The sequence below is a fragment of the Mesorhizobium sp. M7A.F.Ca.CA.002.09.1.1 genome, from assembly GCF_003998555.1.
GTDB lineage: Bacteria > Pseudomonadota > Alphaproteobacteria > Rhizobiales > Rhizobiaceae > Mesorhizobium > Mesorhizobium ciceri.
The window spans coordinates 1-5,122 of sequence record NZ_RZRR01000372.1 but is presented as its reverse complement, the minus strand read 5'-3'; the positions used below and the strand labels follow the sequence as shown (position 1 = coordinate 5,122).

Annotated in this window: 4 protein-coding genes and 1 pseudogene; 4 read left to right on the top strand and 1 reads right to left on the bottom strand. The window is 62.8% G+C overall.

Annotation, left to right across the window (positions count from 1 at the left end; all coding sequences use genetic code 11):
* The 4 genes and pseudogenes from EN994_RS17155 to EN994_RS17140 all read left to right on the top strand — a co-directional run.
* A pseudogene (locus EN994_RS17155) lies at positions 1-190 on the top strand (hypothetical protein); the annotation flags it as partial.
* Between the two features lie 197 nt (positions 191-387).
* Complete coding sequence (locus EN994_RS17150; protein WP_164745972.1) at positions 388-1,398, top strand: ABC transporter substrate-binding protein; 1,011 nt, start codon at positions 388-390, stop codon at positions 1,396-1,398.
* Positions 1,399-1,507: 109 nt separating this feature from the next.
* Positions 1,508-2,275: an ABC transporter permease gene (locus EN994_RS17145; protein ID WP_027160903.1), complete on the top strand. Its 768-nt coding sequence runs from the start codon at positions 1,508-1,510 to the stop codon at positions 2,273-2,275.
* A gap of 10 nt (positions 2,276-2,285) precedes the next feature.
* A complete protein-coding gene (locus EN994_RS17140) occupies positions 2,286-3,065 on the top strand; it encodes an ABC transporter ATP-binding protein (protein ID WP_063168688.1) in 780 nt (259 codons plus the stop codon).
* 26 nt (positions 3,066-3,091) lie between these two features.
* Here EN994_RS17140 and EN994_RS17135 read toward each other — a convergent pair whose 3' ends face one another.
* Complete coding sequence (locus EN994_RS17135; protein WP_063168687.1) at positions 3,092-4,984, bottom strand: ABC transporter ATP-binding protein; 1,893 nt, start codon at positions 4,982-4,984, stop codon at positions 3,092-3,094.
* Between the last annotated feature and the right edge of the window lie 138 nt (positions 4,985-5,122).

The following is a 5,122-nucleotide window of genomic DNA, read 5'->3' as shown; positions in this document are numbered from 1 at the left end:
GCTCCGGGCCGGTCTCTTCCTGTCGCCGACGCTGGTCATGAACCTGCGCGCCGGCGCACGCAGCCACACGCCGGTTTCTTCCCTTATTGCCTTTTCGGTGGCGGTCATGGTCGGCAGCGAACCTGTTGCCGGAACCGATCGGGTGACCGATTTTCTAGACCGGATCGATCCCGGAGCGCGTAAAAATTGAGTCTTTCCAACTTGTATATGCATGTATGTATTTTAGCCTTGACATCCGCTCCCGCTGACGCTGAAATATCCGCGCACTTCACCATGAAGTGGCAGGTAAGACGCCGAGGCACAGTGCCGCAAGAGCAGAAACCCGCAGTCTCACCGGACCGGCTACCTCAGTCAGAAAAAGCGGTCCGATCATCAAGGGGAACAAGGATGATGCGTAACCTAACAGGACAATTTCGCGCGCTCGTGATGGCCGCCGCCATCGGGCTCGCCGCCGCCCCGGCGGCCTACGCGGCCGATGCGGCCATTCCCACCACGCCCGAGGCAGGAGCGTTCAAGATCGGCATCGAGCCCTGGCTCGGCTATGGCCAGTGGCATGTCGCCGAGGCCAAGGGCCTGTTCAAGACGAACGGGCTGAGCGACGTCCAGATCGTCAACTTCGCCGAGGACAAGGACATCAATGCAGCACTTGCAAGCGGCCAGCTCGACGCCGCCAACATCGCCACCCACACGGCGATGGGCATGGTTGCGGCCGGCCTGCCGGTGAAGATCGTGCTGCTGCTCGACGTCTCCATGACCGCCGACGCGATCATCGCTGGCAAGGACGTCACCTCCATCGCGGACCTCAAGGGCAAGCAGGTGGCCTTCGAGGAAGGCACGACGAGCGACATCCTGCTCAAATACGCGCTCACCAGGAACGGCATGTCGATCGACGATGTGAAGCCGGTTCCGATGCCTGCGTCCGACGCCGGCAGCGCCTTGATCGCCGGCCAGGTGCCGGTCGCGGTGACCTATGAACCGTACCTCACCGTCGCCATGGCGCAGAACAAGGACCTCAAGCTGCTGTTCACCGCCGGCGAGGATCCCGGCCTGATCAGCGACGTGCTGGTGGTGCGTGACGAGGTGATCAAGTCGCGGCCCGGCCAAGTGCTGGCCATGATCAAAAGCTGGGACGCAGCGCTCAAGGACTACAATGCCGATACGCCCGGTGGGCGCGCCATCATCGCCAAGGCTGTCGGTTCGGACGTCAAGGACCTCAACACCGCCTTTGACGGCGTGCGTTACTACTCACTCGCCGAAAACAAGGCGGCGCTGACCGGTGATTTCACCACCAAGACCTTCGCCGATGTCGAAGCCGCCGCCAAGAACGCCAAGCTGCTGCAGGCCGATGTGACGCCGGAGCAGATGATCGACCCGTCGTTCGTCAAGGCGGCGGAATGACCAAGGCCGGATCGCGGTGGTGACGCAGATGCCCGGGGAGCGTCCCGCTCAAACGGATCCGGCTCGTCCCACGAAACAGGCGAGGCGTCGCCGATCCTCCGGCATCGGCGTGCCCATCGCCAGGTCGCGCTTCCTGGTGATCGCGGTGGCCGTGTTCGTCGGGCTCGGCCTTGCCTGGTGGGCGGCGACCGGACTGGGATTGGTAAAGCCGATCTTCCTGCCATCGCCGGGCAGCGTCGCTATGCAGATCGCCAAGCTCGCGGCCGACGGCACGTTGTGGCTGGACCTCAAAGCCTCGATGTACCGTATCTCCATCGGCTTCCTCATCGCCTCGGCCCTGTCGATACCGATCGGCGTGCTGATTGGCAGTTTCCGTTCCTGGGAAGCGGCCATCGAGCCGCTGGTGGATTTCATCCGCTACATGCCGGTCGTCGCTTTCGTGCCGCTCTCCATCCTTTGGGCTGGCACCGGCGATTCGCAGAAATTCCTGATCATCTTCATCGGCACGTTCTTCCAGCAGGTGCTGATGATCATGGACAATGTAAAACGGGTTCCAGCCGATTTCATCGGCCTTGGGCGCACGCTAGGCCTGCCGGATCGCAAGATCCTGACGCGCATCGTCGTGCCCAGCGCCTTGCCGGGCATCTGGGATACGCTGCGCATCAGCTTGGGCTGGGCATGGACCTGGCTGGTGCTGGCCGAACTCGTCGCCGCCACTTCGGGGCTCGGCTATCGCATCACCGTGTCCCAGCGCTATTTCCAGACCAACACCATCATCGGCTACATCCTGCTGCTCGGCCTGCTCGGCCTCATCACCGACCAGGTGATGAAGGCGCTGGAAAAGGTGCTGTTCAAGCAAGAGGGCCGCTCGCAATGAGGTCCAGCCGATGAGCCCCAAATTGCGGATCGCCGGTCTCCACAAGAGCTTCGGCACGGGCGAGCGGCGCACGGAAGTGCTGCGCGGTATCAACCTGGATCTTGCCGACAACGAGTTTGTCTCCCTGGTCGGCACGTCGGGCTGCGGCAAGAGCACGCTGCTGTCGATCGTGGCCGGACTGCAGGACTTCGACGCGGGCGATCTCAGCATCGATGGCGCGCCGATCCTGCAGCCTGGACTCGACCGTGGCGTCGTCTTTCAGTCCTACACGCTGCTTCCCTGGCTGACGGCGCGGCAGAACATCGAGTTTGCGCTCAAGGCCGCTGGTTACGATCGCCCGACCTGCCGCAGGATCGCGCTGGAGCATCTCGAACTCGTCAAGCTGTCTGGTAGTGCGGACCGCTATCCAGCCGAACTCTCGGGCGGCATGAAACAACGCGTCGCCATTGCGCGCGCGCTTTCCTACCGGCCCAAGATGCTGTTGATGGACGAGCCCTTCGGCGCGCTCGATGCCTTGACCCGGCATCAGATGCAGGAACTGCTGACCCAGATCTGGGAGGAACACAGGTTGACCGTCCTGTTTGTCACCCATGATGTGGAGGAGGCCGTCTATCTGTCGGACCGCATCGTCGTCATGGGCATCGGCCCGGGACGTATCACGCAGACATTCAACGTGGATATCGAGCGCCCGCGCCGCGAAGAGGTGATGGAAAGCCCTGTATTCATGGATCTGCAACGCGGCGTGCACAAGGCCATCCGCGAGGGTTCAAAACGCCCCGAAATGGCCTAGGCGCCTGCGGTCGTTTGCAGGTCCAATCACGTCGCCTTGCCGACTGCCGCGTCCAGTTCCAGCTCGCCTTCGGAAATGTCGTCGAACGAGGCGTAGTTCATGTTGTAGAGGCGGGCGTAGAGGCCTTTTCTTGCCATCAGCTGTTCGTGGTTGCCGCTTTCGACGATCTCGCCGTTCTGCAGCACGATGATGCGGTCGGCGCCGCGGATAGTGGCCAGACGGTGGGCGATGACCAGCCCGGTGCGGCCTTCCAGCAGCGTGATCAGCGCCTTCTGGATCAGCATCTCGGTGTAGGAATCGATGCTGGCCGTGGCTTCGTCGAGCACCAGGATCTTTGCATCCGCCACCAGCGCGCGCGCGAAGCTGATCAGCTGGCGCTGGCCCAGCGAGAGATTGCCGCCGCGCTGCTCGAGTTCGGTATCGTAGCCATCTGGCAGGTTCTCGATGAAATCGTGCGCGCCGACGGCTTGTGCGGCGCGGACCACCTCCTCGCGGCTGGCTGATGTCTTGTGGTAGCGGATGTTTTCCAGCACCGAGCCGGAGAACAGGAACGGCTCCTGCAGCACCATCGCCACCTGATCGCCGAGCGAATCCTGGGTGAGGTCACGCACATCATGGCCGCCGACCAGAACCTCACCCGACCAGACATCGTAGAAGCGGTGCACCAGCGCCATCGAGCTGGATTTGCCCGATCCGGTCGGGCCGACAAGGGCTACGGTCTCGCCCGGGTTGACGCGGAAGGAGATGTTCTTCAGCACCGGCTGGTTCGGCCTATAACCGAAAGTGACGTTCCTGAACTCGACCGAGCCGTCCATATCGCGCGACAGCGCCACCGCACCTTGCCTGTCGCTGACATCGACCGGCACGTCGAGCACTTCGGAGATGCGCTGGCCCGAAGCCATGGCGCGCTGCATGACGCTGTATTGCATGGTCAGCGAGCGGATCGGGTCGAAGAAGCGCTGGATGTAGAACAGGAACGCCACCATGACGCCGATGTCGAGGCTGTGCGAGAGCACCATCGACCCGCCGACGACGATGACAGTTGCCATGGCGATGCCGGTCAGCGTGTCGACGATCGGCACCATTACCTGCGCGTATTTCGCCGACCTCAAATGGGCATTGAGGTTGGCCAGCACCTTTTCGTCGTAGAGGTCGAAATTGACGTGCTGGCGCTCGAGGCTCTGCACCGTGCGCACGCCATGGATGCCTTCGGCCAGTGCGCCGTTGGCGATCGAGTTGGTTTCGTGCGCGGCCATGAAGGCGACCTTGGCGCGCGGCAGCCAGAAAAGGCGCACGATGAACAGCACCGGCATGGTCGACAGCGTCAGCAGGCCCAGTCGGAAATCGAGCCACAAAAGCACGCTGACGATGCCGAACAACAGCACGATGTCGCCTACCGACATCACCGATGTTTCGAGGAATTCCTGCATCGAATTGACGTCGCCCTGCAGGCGCGACATCAGCCGGCCGACCTCGGTCTTGTCCATGAAGCTCAGCGAGACCCGTTGCAGATGGCTGAACATGGCGCGGCGCAGGTCCGACAGCACGTTTTCGGCCACCTTGCCGACGACGCTTTCCTGCACATAGCTGGCAGCATAGTTGATCAGGATGATCACGGCGAAAGCGCTGATCGCGGCGATCATTACCGATTGGTCGAGCTTGCCAGCCGTCATGCCGTGGTCGATGGCGTAGCGGATGACCAGCGGGATCGCCAGCTGGGTCAGCGTGAACACCAGCACCGCGGCGACTGAGATGAAAATCCGGTTCTGATACGGCCTCACGAAGCTCCAGATACGCCGCACGATGCGAGGGTCATAAGCTTTGCCGAAGACCTCTTCGTCGTCGCGGTGCGAGCCCACGACCGCCTTTGTCGGTGGCCCGCTGGTGTCTTCCTCCTCGTCGTCGGCCGGTGTCTGCATCACGCGGCTCCCGCCACGGGCCGCTCATCGTCCGGCCGCAACTGCAGGTCATGGAGCGCGCGGTAGCGTCCACCGAGCGCCAGCAACTCCTCATGCGTGCCGCGCTCGACGATCCGGCCGCCCTCGACGAACAGGATC

Bases quoted from the DNA above. Each gene is read 5' to 3' on its own strand.
- EN994_RS17140 (WP_063168688.1), top strand. From the start codon at position 2,286: ATGAGCCCCAAATTGCGGATCGCCGGTCTCCACAAGAGCTTCGGCACG.
- EN994_RS17135 (WP_063168687.1), bottom strand. From the start codon at position 4,984: ATGCAGACACCGGCCGACGACGAGGAGGAAGACACCAGCGGGCCACCG.
- EN994_RS17150 (WP_164745972.1), top strand. From the start codon at position 388: ATGATGCGTAACCTAACAGGACAATTTCGCGCGCTCGTGATGGCCGCC.